Origin of the sequence: Streptomyces marokkonensis, from assembly GCF_008312835.1 — a bacterium.
GTDB lineage: Bacteria > Actinomycetota > Actinomycetes > Streptomycetales > Streptomycetaceae > Streptomyces > Streptomyces marokkonensis_A.
The window spans coordinates 1-19,603 of the sequence record NZ_VSKS01000030.1 but is presented as its reverse complement, the minus strand read 5'-3'; the positions used below and the strand labels follow the sequence as shown (position 1 = coordinate 19,603).

The following is a 19,603-nucleotide window of genomic DNA, read 5'->3' as shown; positions in this document are numbered from 1 at the left end:
CCGGATGAGGCACACGGATTCCGGACCGGCCGGGGCGTTCGCCGTCCCGGCCGGCACGCCCGCCGCACCGCTGGACGATCCGTTCGACGTGATGCTCGTCGGGTGGTCGTTCCTTTCCGGCGGACTGCTCACCGCGGCTCTCGACCTGGGGGTCTTCGACACGCTCGGCGACGGCCGGCTCGGTGCGGAGGAACTCTCCCTCCGCACCGGCCTGCACCCGCGCGCCGGACGCGACTTCCTCGACGCCCTCGCGTCGCTCGGCCTGCTGGTCCGACGGGACGGGCGGTACCGCAACAGTCCCGGCGCCGCCCGGCACCTGGTCACCGGCCGCCCGGGGTACGTCGGCGGCTTCCTCCGGATGACGTCCGAGCTGACGGGGACCGGCGCGAACGGCGCCCTGACCGGTCTGCTGCGGACGGGCAGCGCGCGGGGCCAGGACGCGGACGGCGAGGTGCCGTTCACCCGCATCTTCCACGACCCCGGCAGACTGCGGCAGTTCCTGTCGGCGATGGACGCCTTCAGCGGCGCGATCGCGCCGGGCGTGTCCGCGCTGATCGACTGGAGTGCCTGTACGACCTTCGCCGACATCGGGGGCGGGCGCGGCAACCTCGCCGCCCACGTCGCCGCCGCCCACCCCCATCTGCGCGGCACGGTGCTGGACCGCCCCGCGATGCGGCCGTTCTTCGAGGAGCTGGCTGCCGAGCGCGGGGTGGCGAAGCGGCTCCGCTTCGCCGAGGGAGACTTCTTCGAGGACGAACTGCCGCGCGCGGACGTGCTGGTGCTGGGGGGCGTGCTCCACGACTGGTCCGACGACCGGCGCGCGCTGCTGCTGCGCAAGGCCTACGACGCCGTCGAGGACGGCGGCACGGTGATCGTCTACGACAACATGACGGACGACGCGCGGGAGCGCGCGTCGACACTGCTGCTGAGCGTCGTCATGATGCTCCAGTCCGCGCGGGCACGCCTGTTCGCCCCGGCCGAGTGCGCCTCGTGGATGTGCGACGCGGGCTTCACCGTGGAACGCACCGCCGTACTGCCCGCGCTGACGACTGCGGTGGTCGGACGCAAGATCTGAGGACAGCCCTCGGGGAACGGGCCCGCCGGGCCCGGCCCCCGGGGCCGCGGACCGGGGGCGGGCGCGGTACGCGTACGGCCCGCGCACGTCCGGGCAACCGTCGGGGCACCGCCACGCCGATTCGCAATATGGGATAAGTGTCGGCCTGGATCGGACCGACGCCCGTCACTCTATTCTGTCTGAACGCTCGGCAGATTCCACGCATCCCGGGGGAACACATGTCAGGCTCAGCACCCACCAGCGTCCTGCTCGTCGATTCCCACCCCATCTCACTGACCGGACTGCGCACCATCGTGGGGAGCTGTTCCGATCTCCTCGTCGCAGGAGTCGCCCACGACGGCCCGTCCGCCGCCGCCCGGTACCGCGAACTGCGCCCCCAGGTCGTCATCGTCAACGCGCACGGCGCCGCGGAGGAGGCTCTGGACAGCGTGGAAGCGCTGTCCGCGGAGCCCTCCGCGGCGAACGTGCTGGTCCTGGTGGACGACGTGGACGCGGCGGCCGGCCAGGTACTGCGCGCCGGAGCCAGAGGGCTGCTCCCGAGTGCCAGCAGTTCCCGGGAACTGGCCGCCGCGGTCCGCATCATGGCCACCGGGCGGTCCCTGCTGATCCCCACCGTGCGGCCGGCGCCGGGGGCCTCCCCGCTCGACCAGCTCACGGAACGGGAGACGGAGGTCTTCCGTCTCCTCACCCGCGGCCTGAGCAATGCCGAGATCTCCGCGGAACTGACACTCAGTCAGAGCACGGTGAAATCCCATATTCAGAAAGTAATGGAGAAGCTGGGGCTGCGCAACCGGGTGCACGCGGTGATATTCGCGTACGAGCAGCACATCATCCACGCCGGCCCTTAGGGAATTCGATGGCGTCTCCCTCTTTCGCTCCGCCGTCCTTCAGCTGGGATATGACGCGCCACAGATCGAATATGTTGCGGTCCTCCACCACCTGCCCGTTCTCCACACGCCACAGCTGAATTCCTTCCGACGTGACGGGAAGTCCCGTCGGCGGCACTCCGGCGAAGGTGCCCACATGGGTGGCGCGGATGGCGTACCAACTCGCCACCCATGGACCGTCGGCCAACTGGAGGCCGACGTCCACGGTCAGTCCGGAGAACGCGGCGTGGCGCGCCCTGACACTGCGCTTGGGCCCCTCCGGTCCCACCGGCTCGCCACCGAGCAGGAAGCCCGGGGCGAACACGCGGTCCGCGACCTCGACGTTGCCCCGGTTCCACCCCTCCTGGAACCAGTACCTGGCGAGCGCCTTGTTGGCCTCCTCCACAGCGGCGTCCGTTGCGGTTCGGCCGTTCACCGGCCGTCCTCCGCCGTGCCGCCCGTCGCGCGGAACGCCTCGAGACTCTGCCGGCCCGCCGTGCTCAGTTCGGGCAGCGGCGACTCGGCGGCCCAGCGCAGGAACTCGCGCATCTGCGTCCGGTCGGGGTGGATGAACCGGTGGGCCGTGTCCTTCCAGCCGAAGACCGGGGAGACGGCCTCGGAGGCGCGCAGGTGCTCCAGGATGCGGTCCGCCGCGGTGTCGCCGTCGATCAGGTCGTCCTCGAACGCCTCGCAGGCTCTGGCGGTCTCGTCCAGCAGCGCCTTGAACGCGTCGCTGTCGGGCCACCACAGCCCGGTGTGCGGAACCTTCTCCAGGGCGTCGAAGACGGCGGGGTCCCGGTCGGTCCGGAAAGCCCGCAGCGCGTTGTTGATACGCATGGCGCCGGGGGTGTTGCCGCTTCCCCAGACCCGGAACACGGCGTCCCAGAGCCGGAAGTGCGAGAAGGAGATGAACGAGCAGTTGACCAGGGTGTCGTTGTGCTCCAGCAGCCCCTGCTCCAGTTCCTCGACGTGACGGAACCTCTCGTCGGAGAAGTCGTCGTCCTCCAGCGCCGCGAGAACGCGTGGTGCGAGGGCGTTGATGATCTCGAAGGTGTTCGACATCCCCCGCGAGTACAGGGGGTCGAGGAAGCCGGCCGCGTGCGACATCATGCACCAGCGGTGGCCGACCGTGCGGCTGGAGGAGTACTGGAGCCGTCCGGTCGACACCCACTCCCGGACCGTGCGCGCCTGGGCGAACTGCCGTTCCACCGCGGGGAAACGGGCCGCGAGGAAGGCGAACTCCTCGGCCGGGGTCAGGTCCGCCGGCTTCGGGTAGAGCCTGGGGTCGAGTGTGACACCGACGCTGCACAGCGGGTTGCGCGAGAGGGGATGGTTGTCGAAGGGGATGACCCAGAACCAGCCCCGCTCGAAGACGTGGTGCAGCGTGCCGTCGTGCCAGGGGACGGCGGGACGGCCGTCCTCCGGCACGTCCACGACGTCGTCGAAGGGCCGGACCCCCACCATGTGGGTGAACAGCGACCGTGAGTGGTGCTTGAAGCGGGCCGGCTCCTCCCGCAGTCCGAGCTTGTCCGCGACCGGGGAGCGGAAGCCGCTCGCGTCCACCAGGTAGCGGGCCCTTACGACATGGCCGTCGGCGCCGGTGAGTGTCACACCGTCGTCCGCCAGGCCGATGTCCGCGACCCGCCACTGCTGCCGGGTGTCGCAGCCGTACCCCACCGCCACGCGGAACAGGTAGGCGTCGCTGTCCTGACGGAAGAGGTGGCTCGCGGAGGTCAGCGCGTCGGGGATGACGAACTGGTGGCCCTCGGCGGGATCGGGTTCCCGGCCGGGCCGGTGCATCTGGAAGCCGAAGTGGCGCTTGCGTCCGAAGGTGTTGCTCACCTTCTCGTTGATCGTGGTGGCATCCGCCAAGGCCTCCAGCTCGGGTACGTCGAACCGTGCGGCGATCAGTTGGAGCCAGGCGATCATCTGGGGGATCATCGACTCCCCCACCGCGAACCGCGGATGCGTGCCGGCGTCGGCGAGGAGCACCTTGGCACCGCCTCGTGCCAGTACCGCGCCGAGTGTGGAGCCGGCGATCCCCGACCCGAGGATCGCCACGTCGTAGTCGGGCCTGTGTTCGGACACTGTCGGGTCCCTTCGCGTAGTCGGTCGCCACCAGCCTCGCGGAGCGCGATGAAGGCGGGACAAAGTACGGATGAGCCACCGCCCCGGAAGTCCGGGGCGGTGGCCCTTCGGGTCAGACGCGTCCGCTCACGCCCGGCTCGGACGATCCGGCGGCCGTCTGGTCCGCCGTCCCTCCGGGCGGCTCCTCCTCCGCCGTCGCTGCGGCGGAGGAGGAGGGGGACCTCGGGCCGGAAGCCTGTCCGGGGGTGGTGACGAGCAACCGGCCCAAGGCGCGCGGGAACCACCAGTTGGACCGCCCGAGGAGGGTGACCAGTGCCGGGGTGAGCAGACCCCGGACCACGGTGGCGTCGATGATGATGCCCGCCGCCAGAGCGGTGGCGAACACCTTCACGTCGGTGACGGGAATGCTGGCGAGTGCGGTGAAGGCGAGGAAGAGGATCAGCGCGGCGGAGGTGACGAGGCGCCCGGTGCGGCTGATACCTGTCACGACCGACGGGATCACGGTGTCCCGTTCCCCCTCGGCTTCGAGTTCCAGATGGGTCTCGCGGATTCGGTGCAGGATGAAGACCTCGTAGTCCATGGACAGGCCGAACAGGAAGGCGAAGACGGCCATCGGGACCCAGATGGTGATCGCCCCCACCGCCGGGGTGTCGAACAGCAGCTCACTGCCGTAGCCCTTCTGCCAGATCAGGACGACGACCCCGTAGGCGGCGCAGGTGGAGAGCGCGTTGAGCACCAGGGCCTTCAGCGGCAGGACGACGGAACGCAGTGTCCGGGCGAGCACGATGAACGTCAGCAGGCCGACGAAGACGAGGATCAGACCCAGCGAGCCGTAGACCGCCTCGATGAAGGCGGCGTCCTGGGCGGGCCCGCCTCCGGCGAGCACGCCGGGCGTCTGCCGTGCGGTGTCGATGACGCCGTCCACGACCGCGCGGCCGTCGTCACTGGACGGGTCCGCGGTGGTCCATACGTCGACGATGCCGAGTCCGTCACGCTGCCAGTCGGCCGGCGCCACCACACCGGCGACACCGTCCACGCCCGCGAGGTCGCCCTTCATGGCCTCCGCGCCGCCGGCTTCCACCAGGACCTCGACCGGACGGGCGATGCCCTCGCCGAATCCGGCGTCGACGATCCGCTCGAAGGCCGCGGCGGGCTTGCCGCCCTGCGCGAGGGTCGCGGTGGCGGGCTGACCGAGCTGCAGTGCGAAGACGGGCGCGGCGAGCGCGATCAGAGCCGCGCCGCTGAGAGCAGCGGTGAGCGCGGGCCTGCGGGTGGTGACACCCGCGATACGGGTCCACATCCGGCTGTCCGGGCGGTGTGCCCTCCGCGGGCGGTCGAGCTTGTCGCCCCACGAGTACAGCAGCACGGGAAGGAGGGTGAGCGCGACGGCGACGCTGACCAGCGGGATGAGCAGGCCCGCGTATCCGACGCTGCGCAGGAACGGCACGGGAAGCACGACCAGGGCCGCCAGGGAGATGGCGACGGTCGCGCCGCTCAGCGCGACCGCGTGGCCCGCGCTGGCCACGGAGCGCACGACGGCGAGCCGCCGGGCCTCCGGACCGGGGCCGTCGGCACCGGGCTTGGCACGCTCCTCGCGCCACCGGGTGACCACGAGGAGCGCGTAGTCGATCGCGATGCCGAGGCCGATCAGTGCGATCAGGTACTGGACGATGAAGGACACGTCCGTGATGCCGGTGATACCGCGGACCAGGAGGAACGTGGTGGGAATGGCGACGGCGGCCATGAGCAGGGGCACGACGGCCAGTCCGCTCGCGAAGACCAGCGCGAGGACGACCAGGGCGCCCAGCGCGCCGATGAGGGTCTCGTAGATCGGTCCCCGCTCCGCCCCGCTGTCCCGGCCGGAAAGCACCGGCTGCCCCGTCAGTTCGACCTGGGCTCCGGCGATGCGCGTCTGCTCGACGGTCTGCTTGATGGCCGGCAGCGACTGCTCGTAGGGGTTGTTGGTCGGGTTCGCCGGCGGGTAGACCATCGCGACGGTGGTCCGCCTGTCCTCCGAGAGGAGGGCTTCGCCGCCGGTGTCGGCGTACGAGACGCTCCGCCCGCCCTCGGGCGTCACCTTGGCGACGAGGTCGCTCCACTGGCCTCGGACGTCCTCGCTGTCCACGGTCGCCCCCTGGGGGACGGTGACCACCAGCAGCAGGGGGGCGTTCTTGCCGCCGGTCTGCGCGAAGCGCTGGGCCAGGGTGTCGTTCGCCTCCTGGGCCGGCTTGTCCGGAAGCCGGGACTCGAAGGAGAGCTTGTCGATCGTTCCGCTGGACATGGCGCCCCCGACGAGGAAGAGCACCAGCCAGACGAGGACCACGGGCCACCGGTGGGACAGCACCCACCGCGTCATGCGCTCCACGGTTCAACCTCCTGTAGGGACGCTATTGTGTAGCTGCGCTACTTATGAGGGTCAACATAGACCTCCGCGCGTACGGTCCGCAACGCAATCACCCTTCGGAGCAGGCCGGTTGGCGGGCATCGGGCAATACCGGATACGCGAGAGAGCCCCGGCGGGAACGATGCCGAAACGGCACGGACTCGCGGGGGCTCTCTGGTATGGGACGCGGTGCGGGCGGGGCCGGCGCGCGCGGGGATCGCCTACCGAGAGGCGCTCTGGGGTGCGGTGGGAAACGCCCGGGCACCTCTGACGACGGAGACGAAGCGCTTCAGCGAGAAGGCGAAGTACGCCCCGGACACCACGGTGATGGTCGCCGGAACGGACACCATCGGCCAGTCGAGGGACTCCGGATGGCTCAGGCCCCGGTTCAGCAGCAGCACCACCAGCGCGCCCAGCACGCACAGGAGCCCGATGAGAGCCGCCAGCGTGCCGGTCGTCACCGTGGCGTCCCGCCGCTCCCCGGCCGCCGCGAACCCGCTTCCCTTGCGCAGTCCGGACACCGCTCCGGCGAGGGAGAGGACGCAGCCGAACGCGACGACGGACAGCCCGGTCAGGAGCAGCGGCGGGTGCCGGTACGCCCACGGGCCGGCCGGCCCTCCGAGCAGCGCACAGGCCCAGGTCGCCGCCAGGAGCGGCAGGACGCACACCGCCCTCATGGACAGCCGGTTGGCGCTGATGCGCAGCGTCGCGTCGTTGTACGCGCGGGCCACCTCACCGGGCGGCCCCCACTCCTGCACGGCACGGCGGGCCGCCGCCTCGGGGTCCGGACAGGTGTCCAGGTTCCCCTCCGTGGCGCATTCCAGACCGTCCATCACCTCGTCGAGGATCGCCGCACGACGTGAGTCCGGGCCGACCAGGTGCCGGGCGAGATGGTCGGTGTAGCGGCGCAGCACGGCGGTCTCCGTCATGCCTCCCCTCCCAGCACAACCGAGATCACCGAGGAGACCTCCTGCCAGGCCATGCGCTTGTCCGCCAGCGCGCGGCGGCCGGCCGCCGTCAGGTAGTAGTTGCGGCGCCTGCGGCCGTTGTGGCGTGCCCACTCGCTGCCGACGAGACCCGCGGCCTCGAGCCGGTGCAGTGCCGGATAGACCGTGCCGGTGGGCAGGTTGATCGCGTCACCGCTGCGCCTCTTGAGTTCCTCGATGACGGCGTAGCCGTGGAGCTGCCCGGGTTCCAGGACCGACAGCAGCATGCCTTCCAGGTTGCCCCTGAGGGTTTCGGCCTTCATGTGCCACCACAGTACACATCGCACCCCGGACCGGACACGGCCCGATTCGGCACCTCAGCTCCACTTCCCGCGGCGCCTGCGCAGCGCCCCGCCGGCACCCCGGAGTCCGCGCACCTGGGTGGCCGCGATGTCCACGCCGCCGGGGAGCGCCGCGTGCGCGCGTACCGGCCTTGGTCGCCGGCGGGTTCACCCCGTCCTCCGGACGCGCACCGCCAGGCGTCCTCCTTGCCGGCCCGTCCACCCCGGTCTCCATCAGCCGGCGGGCGGCCCGGAACCTGGCGGGCATGCCCGCGCCGAAGATCGAGTCCCGCAACACAGCCGGGCCTCAGGGCGGCCGGGCAGAAGAAGAGCACCGCGGGCCCCTCGGCGAGCAGGCCGGAGAGCCGGCGTACGGTGCCGGTCCCGTCCGGCAGCGCGAAGTCGTTCGACCGCGTCGCCCTACCCCGGGTGCCGGCTCACGACCGGCGTTCCGCGTTCCTGGCGACGCCGCGCGCCCAGAGCACCAGGGGCAGCTGCAGCGGCAGCCGGCCGAGGGCCGCGGCCTTCTGCGGGGCGGGGCGGTGGCGCCAGTCGACGGCCATCTTCACGTTGGCGGGGAACACGCCGACGAAGAAGGCCGCGGCGGCCAGTGCGGCGGTCCTGCGGGTGCGGGGCAGTGCCACCCCGGCGGCCAGCGCGAGTTCCGCCGCGCCACTGGCGTAGGTCCAGGTCCGGGGCGAGCCGGGCAGGGAGCGCGGCACGATGTGGTCGAACTGGCGCGGGACGGCGAAGTGGGCGGCGCCCGCGGCGGCCAGCAGGCCGGCGAGCAGCAGGGGCGAGCGTTCGGACCGTGACACGGTTCCTCCTCCGATTGACCTGCCGCGCGATATTACCCGACGGTAAGTACTGCTGGGGTGACAGGTTCCGGCCGCGGGGGGAGGGGCGGCGGGGTTCCGGGTCAGGGGGTGGCCGCGGGCTCGGACTCCTCGTCGGCGGCGTACGCGAAGAAGTCGTCGACCATGCGGTGGAAGAGCGTGGCGAGCTGCCGGAGGTCGTCGGGCGACCAGTCGGCGAGGGCGGCCTGCATGCCCCGGACCCCGGTCTCACGGATCCGGGCGATGGCCTGCCGGCCGGCGTCGGTGAGCTCGATGCGCTGCGCGCGGCGGTCGTCGGGGTCCGGGACGCGCGTGACGTGACCGGACTTCTGCAGCTGCTGCACCGTACGGGTGACGTGCGAGGCCTCCACGCCCAGCCGCGCGGCCAGCTCCCCCGGCCGCATCGGCTCGGTGTCGGCCATCTTCCGCAGGAGCGCGACCGCGGCCCGGTCCAGCGGCACACCCGCCATGGCCATCAGCCGCTCGTGCTGACGGGCGCGCGAACTCAGATAGGTGATGCGGTGGAGCGCGCGCTCGATGTCGGCCACTTCCGGGGAGGCGGGACCGTCGGGGAGCGGGGGTGCGGACATGCCCGCACTTTACCATTTCATTGCGTAACTCAATCAATCGCCCGTCCCTCTCACGGCCGCCCGGCGGCCCCTCTCCCGGCCGCGGGCCCGCCCTCGTCACGGCCGTTCGGGCGAAAGCCCGGCGGCGGGCGCGTGGCGGTCCGCACGGGTGTCCACACCTCACCCGTGACCCTGCCGCTGATCCCGCCCATGCTCGCCACGTCCGGCTCCCTTCCGCCGCCGGCGGCGGACGCCCGCTGGGCCTACGAGACCAAGCAGGACGGCCAGCGGGCGGTGGTCTACCTCCCCGGGGACGGGACCCTCGTCCTGCGCGCCCGGTCCGGTCAGGACATCACGGGGGCGTATCCGGAGCTCCACCCGCTGGCATCGGCCCTCGGCGCCAGGCCCGCGGTCCTGGACGGCGAGGTGCTCGCCCTCGACGAACACGGCCGTGCGAGCTTCCAGTTGCTGCAGTCCCGGATGGGTCTGGCGCACGCTCCCGGCAGGGCGGCCCGGCGGGCGGCGGCGGTCCCGGTCCACCTGGTCCTGTTCGACGTCATGCACCTGGACGGACGGTCGCTGATCCGGCTGCCCTGGACCGGGCGCCGCGAGGCACTGCTGGGGCTCGGCCTCGACGGGCCGGCCTGGTCCACCCCCGCCGCGATCGTCGGCCACGGAGCCGAGGCGCTGCGGGCCACCGCCGAGCACGGGCTCGAGGGGCTGGTCTGCAAGCGGCTCGACTCGGTGTACGAACCGGGGGTGCGGTCCCGCTCCTGGATCAAGATCCGCAACATGCGCAGCGAGGACGTCCTGGTCGGCGGCTGGCTGCCCGGCAAGGGGCGGCTGACCGGCCTGCCGGGAGCCGTCCTCGTCGGACAGCGGGCGGCGGGGCGGCTGCGGTACGTGGGCGGCGTGGGCACCGGCTGGAGCGAGGCCGAACGGACCGAACTCGCCGGGCTGTTGCGGGTGGCGGCCACCGACGTGTGCCCCTTCGACCCCGTACCGGCCGCTCCGGGCGCGCACTGGGTGGTGCCCCGGCTGGTGGGCGAGGTGCGCTACAGCACCCGCACCCGGGACGGGATGCTGCGCCAGCCGTCCTGGCTGCGGCTCCGGCCGGACCTCGCTCCCGAGGAGTCGGCGGCCGACATCTCGGACGACATGGTGTGATCCGCACGTCCGGCGCCCGGACTGTTGCGCCGCGCTTCACCCACGGTACGCCTGGACCCTCTTGGCATGTATACGTCCAGCCGGGATGCTGAACTCCCCCACACCCAACAGCCGTTGGGCTGCGCCCGGACCAAGAGGAGGACGCAGTGCCGTCGAGCACGTTCCGCACGCACCGCAGGAGATGGCTGACCGGCCTGGCCGGCGCGGCCGCACTCGTGATCGCCTTCCCCGCCACCGCCTACGCCGCTCCCCCACCCGCCCTGCCCGCCGACGCCGACGTCCTGGAGCGGACCTTCCAGCCCGCCTACGACTACGACACCGACGGCTGCTACCCCACACCCGCGATCGGCCCGGACGGCTCCGTCAACACCGGCCTCAAGCCGACCGGCGCCCTCAACGGCAACTGCCGTGACGCCTCGGACCTGGACAACACCAACGGCTACGCCCGCACCACGTGCAACAACGGCTGGTGCGCCGTCGTCTACGCCCTGTACTTCGAGAAGGACCAGGCCCTGCCGGGCGTCAGCCTCGGGGGCCACCGCCACGACTGGGAGCACGTCGTGGTGTGGGTGCAGAACGACACCGTGCAGTACGTCTCGACGTCCAACCACGGCTCGTTCTCGATCCACGCGCGCTCGGCGGTCCGCTTCGACGGCACCCATCCGAAGATCGTCTACCACAAGGACGGCGTCGGCACCCACTGCTTCCGCCTCGCCGGTCCGGGCGACGAGCCGCCGGAGAACCACCGGGGCGGCTGGCAGTACCCGGCCCTGATCGGCTGGAACGGCTATCCGGCGGGTCTGCGCGACAAGCTCGTCTCGCACGACTTCGGCAGTGCCCATTTCGGACTGAAGGACGGCAGCTTCGCCTCCCATCTCGCGGCGGCCAAACCGCCGGGCATCCCGTTCGACCCGAACGCCTGACCGCAACAAGCGAGTTGACGCCGGGGGCGCCGTACGGCGTTCCCGGCGCCCCGGGGTGGCGCGAGGGTCTATCGTGTCGGCATGTCCGTCCCGGAACTGATCCGCATCGTGTCCCGCGACTCCCCCATGGCGCTCGCCCAGGTGGACCGTGTCCGGGCGGAGCTGGCCGCCGCCCGGCCCGGTGTGCGCACCGAGGTGGTGCCCGTCAGAACGACCGGGGACAAGTGGCTGGGCGAGCTGTCGAAGGTGGAGGGCAAGGGCGCGTTCACCAAGGAGGTGGACGCCGCGCTGCTCTCCGGTGAGGCGGATGTCGCCGTGCACTGCCTCAAGGACGTGCCCGCCGACCGGCCGCTTCCGGCGGGCACGGTGTTCGCGGCGTTCCTGAGGCGGGACGACGTCCGCGACGCCCTCGTGCACCCGGGCGGACTCACCCTGGACGAGCTCGCGCCCGGGACCCGGATCGGCACCTCGTCGGTGCGCCGGACCGCCCAGCTGGCCGCCACCCACCCGCACCTGCGGTGCGTGCCGTTCCGGGGCAATGCCAACCGGCGGCTGGAGAAGCTCGCGGCCGGTGAGGCGGACGCCCTGCTGCTGGCGGCCTCCGGCCTCGAACGCATCGGCCGCACGGACGTGATCAGCGAGGTGCTCTCCCCCGAGACCATGATGCCGCCCGTCGGAGCGGGCATCCTCGCGCTGCAGTGCCGCGAGGGCGACACCGGCCTGATCGACACGGTCAGTGCCCTCGGCCACCCGGACACCCACCGCGAGGCCACCGCGGAGCGCATGTTCCTGCACGTGCTGCAGGGTCACTGCAACAGCCCGATCGCCGGGTGCGCACGGGTGGACCGCGGCGGCGAACTGTCGTTGCGGGCCTGCGTCTTCACCCCGGACGGCAAGACGCGGCTGAACGCGCACGAGTGGGCGGGGCGGCTCGATCCCGCCACCCTCGGCACGTCCGTCGCCGTGGCCCTGCTGCGTCAGGGCGCCCGCGAGATCATCGACGGCATCCCGCACTGACGCCGGGTCAGGAGGTGCCTTCCTCCGCCTGCTCCTGCAGGAAGACGCTCACCTGCTGCGCGAGGGTGTCCCGGCACGCGCCGACGGGCGCCCCCGCGGTCCCCTCGTGCACGCCGACGCCGCCCGTCCACAACCGGCGGCCGGCCCACTCCTCGTCGGCGCGCAACTGCACCTGGACGTCGACCTGGCCCAGGGACGCCTCGGGACCGGCGGCGTAGAGGACCGCGGTGGCACGGCGCAGCGGGTAGACGTCGAATCCCTCGATGAACTGCGAGTTGCGCCAGTCGATGAACGCGCTTTCGCCGTCCGGGCCGGTCCTCACGTCGATCTGGCCGTCCTCGAGGTGAATGCACAAAGGCCGGTCGCCGCGATTTTCGACGGTGACACGGACACTGAAGTACGTCAGCCCTTCGGCGGCGTCGTCCCGTCCGCGTGGCGGTTCGCCCGGTTCCAGACGATGGACGCGAACCCGCAGACCGGCCTGCTCGTCGTACTCCTGCCAGTCCCCGACCACGTTCGGCTCGTACACAGTCCACCTCTCGACTTCTGTCCGCTGCTTCCTATCTGTGGGTTCGGCGCACTGTCAAATGAGCGGAATGCGCCGTGGTCAGGCAGTTCGCCCGATCTGATCGACGATCAAGCGCTGCGCTGGAGGAATCCCCCGACCGGCCGACCGGGCCACGGCCGCGGCGTGCCGCACATCACGTCCGCCGCCGTGATCACCGGTGGGCCGAGGGGGCGGTCCGCGCCGCCGGGCGCGGGCCGGGCCTCCTCCGCCCGCGCCGGCGCCGTGCGTTTCACCCCACGAATTCCCTTGGTTCCGGACCGTGCGCATTTCCGGAATGCGTGCGCGTGAATTCGGGAAAGGGTTTTGACACGCGGGCGCACGGGGAATGGAATTCTCAGTGCTTCGGACAGGAGGCACGTCCGTGGGAACCGGCTCGCCGGCCCCGGGCCCGCCCTGGTCCGAGCCGCCGCTTCCCACGGGGTCCGTCCATCCGGCACCCCGCTCAGGGAGGTGCGCGCGATGCGTACCGTCAGCCCCAGGAAGCCGCACCCGCACGACGACGCCCCCGACACGGCCGGAGAGTTCGCACGTCTGGCCGGGCTGCCCGAAGGGCCGGAGCGCAGGATGCTGCGCGACGAGCTGGTCACGGTCTGGCTGCCCATGGCCGAGCGGATCGCCGTCCGCTTCCGGGGCCGTGGCGAGGCCCTGGAGGACCTGTACCAGGTGGCGGCCCTCGGCCTGGTGAAGGCCGTCGACCACTACGACCCGGCGCGCGGCAACGCCTTCGAGGCGTACGCCGTGCCGACCGTCACCGGTGAGATCAAGCGCCACTTCCGCGATCACATGTGGACGCTGCACGTACCGCGCCGGGTCCAGGACCTGCGCAACCGCGTGCGGCACGCGGCGAAGGAGCTGGCGCAGACGACTCCGGGCCGGGCGCCGACGGTCGCCGAGATCTCCGCGCACGCCCGGCTCACCGAGGACGAGGTGCGCACCGGGACGGAGGCGCTGGAGTGCTTCTCCACGCTGTCCCTGGAGGCGGAGATGCCGGGCACCGACGGATACGCCCTCGGGGACGTGATCGGCGGCCCGGACCCGGCCTACGACACCGTCGTCGACCGGGTGGCGGTGCGGCCCTGCCTGGAGGCGCTGCCGGAGCGCGAACGGCTCATCCTGTACCTGCGCTTCTTCAAGGGGATGACGCAGAGCGGGATCGCCGAGCAGCTCGGCATCTCGCAGATGCATGTGTCCCGGCTGCTCAGCAGCTGTTTCGCCCGGCTGCGCGAGGAACTGCAGGCCGAGGCCGGCTGACCGCCGCACCCGCCGCGCGGACGCTCAGCGCTCCGGCCGCACGCCCGGGAGCCGGGTGGGGCCGAGCCGGTCCAGTACCTCCTCCAGCACCGTCCGCACCTCCGTCGGCAGCAGTCCGGTGCGCCCCCAGAGGAGAATCATGTCGGCGACGCTGCGGAGCTTGATGTTCGTGCGCTGGGAGACCTCCTTCAGCACGGCCCAGCCCTGGTCGGGCGAGACCCGCCCGAGTGCGACGATCATGCCGATCGCCTGGTCCACCACCGCGTGCGAGACGACCGCTTCCTTCAGCTGCTGTATCTCTTCCTCCAGTTGGAGGATGCGGTCCGCGCCCCCGTCCGTGGGCATGGTCACCTCCGGGTCCGGTGTGCCGCTCCGGTGCTGCCTTCGCATAGTGCTTGAGTGCGTTCACCCAGTGTCCGACATCCATCGTCGCCACTCGGGCCGCCGTGTGCCACCGGGGCGGTCCGCAGGCGGCCCGGGTCACCGTTTCGGGGCCGCCGCCGGGGTACTCGGCAGGCGCCCGGGCCGGTACCCGGCGGACACTGGTGCCATCCGGGTGGCTGCCAGGCCGACGAGATCAGGACGCGACTTCCATGAACCACGACATGCCCTCCCCCGCCGGCTCGACGGACGTCTTCTCGACGCACTCCGTGTTCGGTGCGCCCTGCTGGGTGAGTCTGACCAGCCGCGACGTGAAGACCACCGAGGAGTTCTACGGGGCCGTGCTGGGCTGGGAGTGGCGTCCGGTGCGCCTCGGCGACCGGTTCCGCATCGCGCTGGCCGACGGTCAGCCGGTGGCCGGGATCGCCGCGGTGGCCGGCATGTGGCACATGGCGGTGGCGTGGACTCCGTACTTCGCGGTGCGCAGCGCGGACGAGGCCGCGGCGCGGGTGCAGGAGCGCGGCGGCACCGCGGCGGTCGGTCCGATCTCCCTGCCGCCGGGCCGCGCGGCCCTGCTGGCCGACCGGGACGGTGCGACGTTCGGCGTGTGGGAGGGCGAGCTGTTCACCGACTGGCCCACCTGGCGGCGGGCGCAGCCCGCGTTCATCCGGCTGCACACCCGGGACGCGTTCGACGCCGCCATCTTCTACGGCGAGGTCTTCGACTGGGCGTCCGACAAGCCCGGCTGCTGCGAGGTCCAGTACGAGGGCGGGGAAGTGGTGCTGCGCAGCGGCGGGGCCGTGGTGGCACGCATCGAGTCGGGGGCGCTGGGTTCGGCACCCGATCCGGCGATCCGGCCGCACTGGCAGGTCCACTTCGCGGTGAAGGACGTGGCGGCGTGCGCCCGCGCCGCCGAGCTCCACGGCGGCAGTGTCCTCTCCCAGGGCCCCGAGGAGGCCGTGCTGCGCGACAACGAGGGCGCCCAGTTCACGGTGACCTCACGCCGCGAGCGCTGACACCTCCCCGGGACCCGCCCTCACCGGGGCGTGCGGGACGGGCGGGACAGCAGCACCAGGCTGCGGGCGTCGACGGTGAGGGTGGTACCGGCCTTGCGTTCCGACTCGTCGGGGGCGCCGTCCGGGTCGGCGGTGTCGATCAGCGCCGTCCAGCGTCCGCCGTAGGACGCGTCCGGCAGCCGGAAGTCGACCGGCTCCCAGTGGCTGTTGAGCAGCAGCAGGAAGGAGTCGTCGACCACGCGCCCGCCACGGGGGCCGGGTTCCACGATGGCGTCGCCGTTCAGGAACATCCCGACCGAGTGGGCGTCGGAGCGCTGCCAGTCGTCGTCGGTCATCTCCCGTGCGTCCGGCAGCAGCCACACCAGGTCGGGCAGCGGCTGACCGGCGTGGCGCACGGTCTCGCCCCGGAAGAAGCGACGGCGGCGCAGCACGGGGTGGGTGACGCGCAGGGAGATGAGGGTGCGGGTGAAGGCGATCAGGCCGCGCTCCTCGTCGGTCAGCCGCCAGTCGATCCAGGAGGTCTCGTTGTCCTGGCAGTAGGCGTTGTTGTTGCCGCGCTGGGTGCGGCCGAGCTCGTCTCCGTGGGAGAGCATCGGGATGCCCTGGGACAGCAGCAGCGTGGCGAGGAAGTTGCGCTGCTGGCGGGCGCGCAGTTCGAGCACGGCCGGGTCGCGGCTGGCACCCTCCGCACCGCAGTTCCAGGACCGGTTGTCGCTCTCGCCGTCCCGGTTCCCCTCGCCGTTGGCCTCGTTGTGCTTGTCGTTGTACGAGACGAGGTCGCGCAGGGTGAACCCGTCGTGCGCGGTGACGAAGTTGACGCTGGCGCGGGGCCGGCGCCTGTTGTGGGCGTACAGGTCCGCGGAGCCGGTCAGCCGCGAGGCGAACTCGCCGAGCGTGTGGTCCTCACCGCGCCAGAAGTCCCGTACCGCGTCGCGGTACTTGCCGTTCCACTCCGACCACAGCGGCGGGAAGTTGCCCACCTGGTAGCCGCCCTCGCCCACGTCCCAGGGTTCGGCGATCAGCTTCACACGGCTGATCACCGGGTCCTGCTGGATCAGGTCGAAGAACGCCGACAGCCGGTCCACCTCGTGGAACTGCCGGGCCAGGGTGGCGGCGAGGTCGAACCGGAAGCCGTCGACATGCATCTCGGTGACCCAGTACCTGAGCGAGTCCATGATCAGCTGGAGTACGTACGGGTGGCGCATCAGCAGGCTGTTGCCGGTGCCGGTGGTGTCGTAGTAATGGCGCCAGTCGCCGTCCACCAGGCGGTAGTACGAGGAGTTGTCGATGCCCCGGAAGGAGAGCGTGGGGCCCTTCTCGTTGCCCTCGGCGGTGTGGTTGTAGACGACGTCCAGGATCACCTCGAGCCCGGCCGCGTGCAGGGTCCTGACCATGTTCTTGAACTCGGTGACCTGCTGCCCGCGGGTCCCGTGGGCGGCGTAGGCGTTGTGCGGCGCGAAGAAGCCGATGGTGTTGTAGCCCCAGTAGTTGGCCAGGCCACGGCCCTGCAGTACACCGTCCTGGACGAACTGGTGCACCGGCATCAGCTCCACGGCGGTGACGCCCAGCGAGGTGAGGTGCTCGACCACGGCAGGGTGCGCGAGACCCGCGTAGGTGCCCCGGAGTTCCTCGGGGACGTCGGGGTGGGTGCGGGTCATGCCCTTGACATGGGCCTCGTAGATCACCGTGTCGGAGTAGGGACGGCTGGGTGGGGTGTCGCCGCCCCAGTCGAAGGCCGGGTCGGTCACCACGCCGAGCACGGTGTGTCCGGCGCTGTCGGCCGGGTCGGGGCCGTGCGGGTTGCGCTCGTACAGCGAGGGGTGGTTGTCGATCCGGCCGTCCACCGCGGTGGCGTAGGGGTCGAGGAGCAGTTTCGCCGGGTTGCAGCGGTGGCCGGCCGCCGGGGCCCACGGTCCGTGCACGCGGTAGCCGTAGCGCTGTCCGGGACCGACGCCGGGGAGGTAGCCGTGCCAGACGAATCCGTCGGCCTCGGTGAGCCGTACGGTGCGGTGCCGGCCGTCGTCGTCGGCCAGGACCAGTTCGACGCGTTCGGCGACCTCGCTGAACAGCGCGAAGTTGGTGCCCTCCCCGTCGTAGGACGCACCCAGCGGGTAGGGGCGCCCGCTCCACGCGGGCGCCCCTTTCCGGTTCTGCCGCCGGGTCACCGGACCTCCTCCAGGAGGCCGCCCGGCGTTCGCACCCGGCCGGTGAGCTGGGCGACGGTCGGTTCGCGGGGCACCTCCAGGCCCTCGCTCTCGCGCGGGTCGGGCGCCGTCGGCACCAACGGGACGCGTTCGCCGGCGCGGGCACGCTGCGAGAACCAGATGACCTTGCTGCCGGTCTCGGTGGCGCAGCAGCCCCAGCCGTCGCTGCTCGCCGCGATGTGCTCGAGGCAGCCGCGCAGTTCCTGGTCGGGGCGCAGGGCGCGGTTGTTGTCCCCGATGGCCGTGATGAGGTGCTGGCCGTTCCACCACATCTCGATCGACGTGTTCCTGTCGGTCGCGTGCTCGGCGATGGCGCGCAGCAGCATCTCGGCGCCGCCGCAGACGGGCTGCATCAGGTTCTCGAGGTCCCAGAACCGGAGGTGAGCGGCCAGTATGCGGCTGATCTGTCCCACCTTCTCCGGGCTGACTTCGACGTCGAGGTGGTAGTAGCAGGGCACTGCGGTCTTCATGGTCGTTGGCTCCTCACCGCGAAGCTCGCGTTCCTCCTCGCCCCTTCGGGACGGGCCCCCGGACACGGAACGTGAGCGGGTATCGCTTCTGAGTCACCTTCAGAGTGAGGGGGTTGGTCCATTCGTGCAACACGAGCGCACGGGTGAGGCGTACGGGGCGACAACCGAGCGCTCGAGGCCCCGTCGCGGCGCGAAGGAAGCGGCGGAGGCTGATTGAAAATCCAACAAGACGACGTGTCATCACCCGTGCACCATGTGTGAAGACCTCGATCGCCGTTACGGGTCCGTGCACCTGTGCGCACGCTCCTGCCCGACCGTCGGGACAACGCGCCTCCATCGAGCCCCGGAAAGGTCAACGGCGCATGCTGCTACCCGCCAAAGCCGAAGTCGCCCGGCAGTTGCGTCGCTACCGGGCCTGGGAACGCGTGATGCTCGCGGCCCCCGCCGACCACACGGTGCGGGCCACCTTCGAGGACTCCGGATACACCCTCTGTGTGCTGATGGGGAAGCGCTGCGCCCGGGAGGCAGCGGACGCCGCCGAGCGGTATCTGCGCAGCACCGTCGTCACCTATCTGCAGGAACAGAACGACAGGCCCCGTCCGGCCGCCACGGTCAGACGGGGCCCGCCGGCCATCGAGCGGCGCTCCCCGGCGGGAAGGCAGTGACCTTCCCGCCGCTGTTTGGTCCCACGCCCGGGCACCGGCCCGGGCGTCGAGCACGGCGGAGGTGCGAAGACCCATGAAGACGACCCGGACCATCGGTCGTGTCCCGGTACGGGACGTCCGGCCGTCCGTCGACTGCGGCAGGCGGCCGGCGAAGGCCGTCGTGGGCGAGACGTTCGAGGTCACGGCCACGCTGTTCCGGGAGGGGCACGACGCGGTGGCCGCCAATGTGGTGCTGAAGGACCCCGAGGGGCGTCCGGGGCCGTTCACGCCGATGCGGGAGCTGGCACCCGGCACGGACCGGTGGGGCGCCGAGGTCGTCGCGGACGGCACGGGCCTGTGGACCTTCCGCGTGGAGGCCTGGGGCGACCCCGTGGCCACCTGGCGCAGGACCGCCGCCATCAAGGTCCCCGCGGGCATCGACACCGGGCTGGTCCTGGAGGAGGGCGCCGACCTCCATGAGCGCGCGGCGGCCGGGGTGCCGCGGGACGAGGGACAGGACGTGGTCCTGGCGGCGGCCGAGACCCTGCGCGACGACTCCCTGCCCTGCGCCACCCGGCTGGCGGCGGCGTTGACGCCGGAGGTGGACGCGGTGCTGGCCGCGCATCCGCTGCGGGAGCTGGTCACCAGCAGTGAGCCGCTGCCGCTGCTGGTCGAGCGGGAGCGGGCCCTGTACGGCTCCTGGTACGAGTTCTTCCCCCGCTCCGAGGGCACCCCCGCCCGGCCGCACGGCACCTTCGGCACCGCCGCCCGCCGCCTGCCCGCGATCGCCGCGATGGGCTTCGACGTCGTCTACCTCCCGCCCATCCACCCCATCGGCACCACCTTCCGCAAAGGCCCCAACAACACCCTCAACGCCG

The 19,603-nt window shown here is 71.8% G+C and carries 20 protein-coding genes and 1 pseudogene; 9 read left to right on the top strand and 12 right to left on the bottom strand.

The window, feature by feature from the left end:
* Positions 1–4 precede the first annotated feature (4 nt).
* Positions 5–1,075 carry a methyltransferase gene (locus F1615_RS33315; RefSeq protein ID WP_149552778.1) on the top strand — a complete coding sequence of 357 codons (1,071 nt, stop codon included), beginning with the start codon at positions 5–7 and terminating at the stop codon, positions 1,073–1,075.
* Positions 1,076–1,293: 218 nt separating this feature from the next.
* Complete coding sequence (locus tag F1615_RS33310) at positions 1,294–1,923, top strand: LuxR C-terminal-related transcriptional regulator (RefSeq protein ID WP_149552777.1); 630 nt, start codon at positions 1,294–1,296, stop codon at positions 1,921–1,923.
* Here F1615_RS33310 and F1615_RS33305 read toward each other — a convergent pair.
* From F1615_RS33305 to F1615_RS33270, 8 genes and pseudogenes are all read right to left on the bottom strand, one after another.
* A complete protein-coding gene (locus F1615_RS33305; RefSeq protein ID WP_167533931.1) occupies positions 1,904–2,377 on the bottom strand; it encodes an ester cyclase in 474 nt (157 codons plus the stop codon). The two genes, F1615_RS33310 and F1615_RS33305, sit on opposite strands and share 20 nt — an antisense overlap.
* Positions 2,374–4,029, bottom strand: a complete 1,656-nt coding sequence (locus tag F1615_RS33300) for an NAD(P)/FAD-dependent oxidoreductase (RefSeq protein ID WP_149552776.1) — start codon at positions 4,027–4,029, stop codon at positions 2,374–2,376. Before F1615_RS33300 ends, F1615_RS33305 begins: the two co-directional genes overlap by 4 nt.
* 112 nt (positions 4,030–4,141) lie before the next feature.
* Positions 4,142–6,385, bottom strand: coding sequence for an MMPL family transporter (locus F1615_RS33295; RefSeq protein WP_244328942.1), 2,244 nt, complete (start codon positions 6,383–6,385; stop codon positions 4,142–4,144).
* A 248-nt stretch (positions 6,386–6,633) separates the two neighbouring features.
* Positions 6,634–7,341 carry a hypothetical protein gene (locus F1615_RS33290; protein WP_149552774.1) on the bottom strand — a complete coding sequence of 236 codons (708 nt, stop codon included), beginning with the start codon at positions 7,339–7,341 and terminating at the stop codon, positions 6,634–6,636.
* Positions 7,338–7,661 (bottom strand): PadR family transcriptional regulator, encoded by a 324-nt coding sequence (locus F1615_RS33285; protein WP_149552773.1) that lies wholly within the window; start codon positions 7,659–7,661, stop codon positions 7,338–7,340. The genes F1615_RS33290 and F1615_RS33285 overlap by 4 nt, the downstream gene beginning before the upstream one ends.
* Positions 7,662–7,969: 308 nt before the next feature.
* Positions 7,970–8,074: pseudogene (locus F1615_RS33280) on the bottom strand (peroxiredoxin); the annotation flags it as partial.
* A 42-nt stretch (positions 8,075–8,116) separates the two neighbouring features.
* Positions 8,117–8,497, bottom strand: a complete 381-nt coding sequence (locus tag F1615_RS33275) for a hypothetical protein (RefSeq protein WP_149552772.1) — start codon at positions 8,495–8,497, stop codon at positions 8,117–8,119.
* Positions 8,498–8,598: 101 nt separating this feature from the next.
* A complete protein-coding gene (locus tag F1615_RS33270; protein WP_149552771.1) occupies positions 8,599–9,105 on the bottom strand; it encodes a MarR family winged helix-turn-helix transcriptional regulator in 507 nt (168 codons plus the stop codon).
* A 165-nt stretch (positions 9,106–9,270) separates the two neighbouring features.
* On the opposite strand from F1615_RS33270, the gene F1615_RS33265 reads away from it, so the two are divergent.
* From F1615_RS33265 to hemC, 3 genes are all read left to right on the top strand, one after another.
* Positions 9,271–10,251, top strand: a complete 981-nt coding sequence (locus tag F1615_RS33265; protein ID WP_149552770.1) for an ATP-dependent DNA ligase — start codon at positions 9,271–9,273, stop codon at positions 10,249–10,251.
* A 146-nt stretch (positions 10,252–10,397) separates the two neighbouring features.
* Positions 10,398–11,174, top strand: a complete 777-nt coding sequence (locus F1615_RS33260; RefSeq protein WP_149552769.1) for an NPP1 family protein — start codon at positions 10,398–10,400, stop codon at positions 11,172–11,174.
* A gap of 81 nt (positions 11,175–11,255) precedes the next feature.
* Entirely contained in the window at positions 11,256–12,191 is a 936-nt protein-coding gene (gene hemC, locus F1615_RS33255; RefSeq protein ID WP_149552768.1) for a hydroxymethylbilane synthase, read from the top strand.
* Positions 12,192–12,198: 7 nt separating this feature from the next.
* Here the strand turns inward: hemC and F1615_RS33250 are convergent, their stop codons facing one another.
* Positions 12,199–12,720 carry a hypothetical protein gene (locus F1615_RS33250; RefSeq protein WP_149552767.1) on the bottom strand — a complete coding sequence of 174 codons (522 nt, stop codon included), beginning with the start codon at positions 12,718–12,720 and terminating at the stop codon, positions 12,199–12,201.
* Positions 12,721–13,218: 498 nt separating this feature from the next.
* Between F1615_RS33250 and F1615_RS33245 the strand changes: the two genes are divergently transcribed.
* A complete protein-coding gene (locus tag F1615_RS33245) occupies positions 13,219–14,010 on the top strand; it encodes an RNA polymerase sigma factor SigF (protein ID WP_149552766.1) in 792 nt (263 codons plus the stop codon).
* A gap of 24 nt (positions 14,011–14,034) precedes the next feature.
* Here F1615_RS33245 and F1615_RS33240 read toward each other — a convergent pair whose 3' ends face one another.
* Entirely contained in the window at positions 14,035–14,361 is a 327-nt protein-coding gene (locus tag F1615_RS33240; protein ID WP_149552824.1) for an ANTAR domain-containing protein, read from the bottom strand.
* A gap of 242 nt (positions 14,362–14,603) precedes the next feature.
* On the opposite strand from F1615_RS33240, the gene F1615_RS33235 reads away from it, so the two are divergent.
* Positions 14,604–15,407: a VOC family protein gene (locus F1615_RS33235; RefSeq protein ID WP_149552765.1), complete on the top strand. Its 804-nt coding sequence runs from the start codon at positions 14,604–14,606 to the stop codon at positions 15,405–15,407.
* A gap of 20 nt (positions 15,408–15,427) precedes the next feature.
* Here F1615_RS33235 and glgX read toward each other — a convergent pair whose 3' ends face one another.
* Positions 15,428–17,572, bottom strand: a complete 2,145-nt coding sequence (gene glgX / locus F1615_RS33230; RefSeq protein ID WP_149552764.1) for a glycogen debranching protein GlgX — start codon at positions 17,570–17,572, stop codon at positions 15,428–15,430.
* The gene (locus F1615_RS33225) at positions 17,569–18,081 is read right to left on the bottom strand and encodes a pep a2 (protein WP_149552763.1); all 513 of its coding nucleotides are present in this window, start codon (positions 18,079–18,081) and stop codon (positions 17,569–17,571) included. The genes glgX and F1615_RS33225 overlap by 4 nt, the downstream gene beginning before the upstream one ends.
* A gap of 362 nt (positions 18,082–18,443) precedes the next feature.
* Between F1615_RS33225 and F1615_RS33220 the strand changes: the two genes are divergently transcribed.
* Complete coding sequence (locus F1615_RS33220) at positions 18,444–18,746, top strand: DUF5133 domain-containing protein (RefSeq protein WP_149552762.1); 303 nt, start codon at positions 18,444–18,446, stop codon at positions 18,744–18,746.
* 73 nt (positions 18,747–18,819) lie between these two features.
* On the top strand, positions 18,820–19,603 hold a 784-nt coding region (locus F1615_RS33215; protein WP_149552761.1), incomplete at its 3' end, for a maltotransferase domain-containing protein.

Coding starts and splice junctions, on each gene's coding strand:
- F1615_RS33310 (WP_149552777.1), top strand. CDS start 1,294: ATGTCAGGCTCAGCACCCACCAGCGTCCTGCTCGTCGATTCCCACCCC.
- hemC (WP_149552768.1), top strand. CDS start 11,256: ATGTCCGTCCCGGAACTGATCCGCATCGTGTCCCGCGACTCCCCCATG.
- F1615_RS33220 (WP_149552762.1), top strand. CDS start 18,444: ATGCTGCTACCCGCCAAAGCCGAAGTCGCCCGGCAGTTGCGTCGCTAC.
- F1615_RS33285 (WP_149552773.1), bottom strand. CDS start 7,661: ATGAAGGCCGAAACCCTCAGGGGCAACCTGGAAGGCATGCTGCTGTCG.
- F1615_RS33270 (WP_149552771.1), bottom strand. CDS start 9,105: ATGTCCGCACCCCCGCTCCCCGACGGTCCCGCCTCCCCGGAAGTGGCC.
- F1615_RS33245 (WP_149552766.1), top strand. CDS start 13,219: ATGCGTACCGTCAGCCCCAGGAAGCCGCACCCGCACGACGACGCCCCC.
- F1615_RS33290 (WP_149552774.1), bottom strand. CDS start 7,341: ATGACGGAGACCGCCGTGCTGCGCCGCTACACCGACCATCTCGCCCGG.
- F1615_RS33225 (WP_149552763.1), bottom strand. CDS start 18,081: ATGAAGACCGCAGTGCCCTGCTACTACCACCTCGACGTCGAAGTCAGC.
- F1615_RS33235 (WP_149552765.1), top strand. CDS start 14,604: ATGAACCACGACATGCCCTCCCCCGCCGGCTCGACGGACGTCTTCTCG.
- F1615_RS33315 (WP_149552778.1), top strand. CDS start 5: ATGAGGCACACGGATTCCGGACCGGCCGGGGCGTTCGCCGTCCCGGCC.
- F1615_RS33295 (WP_244328942.1), bottom strand. CDS start 6,385: ATGACGCGGTGGGTGCTGTCCCACCGGTGGCCCGTGGTCCTCGTCTGG.